Below are 801 nucleotides of genomic sequence, written 5' to 3' on the forward strand. Positions count from 1 at the left end.
GGCCGACCGGGCTGACCGCGGTGTACGCCCGGGTGTCGTCGGCGGACCAGAAGGCCGACCTAGACCGGCAGGTCGCCCGGGCGGTCGCCTGGGCGGCCGGGCAGAACCTGCCCGTCGGCACGGTCGTGACCGAGGTCGGATCGGCGTTGAACGGCCACCGCCGGAAGTTCCTCGCACTGCTACGCGACCCGGCCGTGTCCACCATCGTCGTCGAGCACCGTGACCGGTTCGCCCGGTTCGGCGCCGAATACGTGGAGGCCGCGCTCGCCGCACAGGGCCGCCGGCTGCTCGTCGTCGACCCGGCAGAGGTTGACGACGACCTGGTCCGCGACATCACCGAGATCCTCACGTCGATGTGCGCCCGGCTGTATGGCCGCCGGGCTGCGGCGAACCGCGCCCGGCGCGCGATCGCCGAGGCGACGAAGGATGGCCCGGCGTGAAGACGTTGCAGGCGTACCGGTTCGCGCTCGACCCGAACGCCGCCCAAGCCGCGAACCTGCATCGCCACGCGGGGGCGGCCCGGTTCGCCTACAACTGGGGTCTGGCCCGTGTGAAAGCGGCGCTCGCGCAGCGCGAGACCGAACGGTCCTACGGCTTGTCCGGTGACCTGCTCACTGCGGTGCCGTGGACCCTGCCCGCGTTGCGGCTCGCCTGGAACGCCGCCAAGCGGGACGTCGCCCCATGGTGGGACGAGTGCTCGAAGGAGGCGTTCTCCGCCGGGCTCGACCAGCTCGCCCGCGGGTTGAAGAACGTCACCGACTCCCGCAAGGGAAAGCGGAAGGGCCGGCGGGTCGGCTTCCC

Annotated in this window: 2 protein-coding genes; both read left to right on the forward strand. The window is 72.4% G+C overall.

Features of this window, described 5'->3' with window-relative positions; all coding sequences use genetic code 11:
• Positions 1 to 440: IS607 family transposase (locus MJ797_RS26595; protein WP_239342476.1), on the forward strand; the 440-nt coding region annotated here is incomplete at its 5' end.
• A partial coding sequence (locus MJ797_RS26600; RefSeq protein ID WP_239342479.1) for a helix-turn-helix domain-containing protein occupies positions 437 to 801 on the forward strand: 365 nt, incomplete at its 3' end. The genes MJ797_RS26595 and MJ797_RS26600, both read left to right, overlap by 4 nt.

It is taken from the genome of Protofrankia sp. CiP3 (assembly GCF_917627345.1).
GTDB lineage: Bacteria > Actinomycetota > Actinomycetes > Frankiales > Frankiaceae > Protofrankia.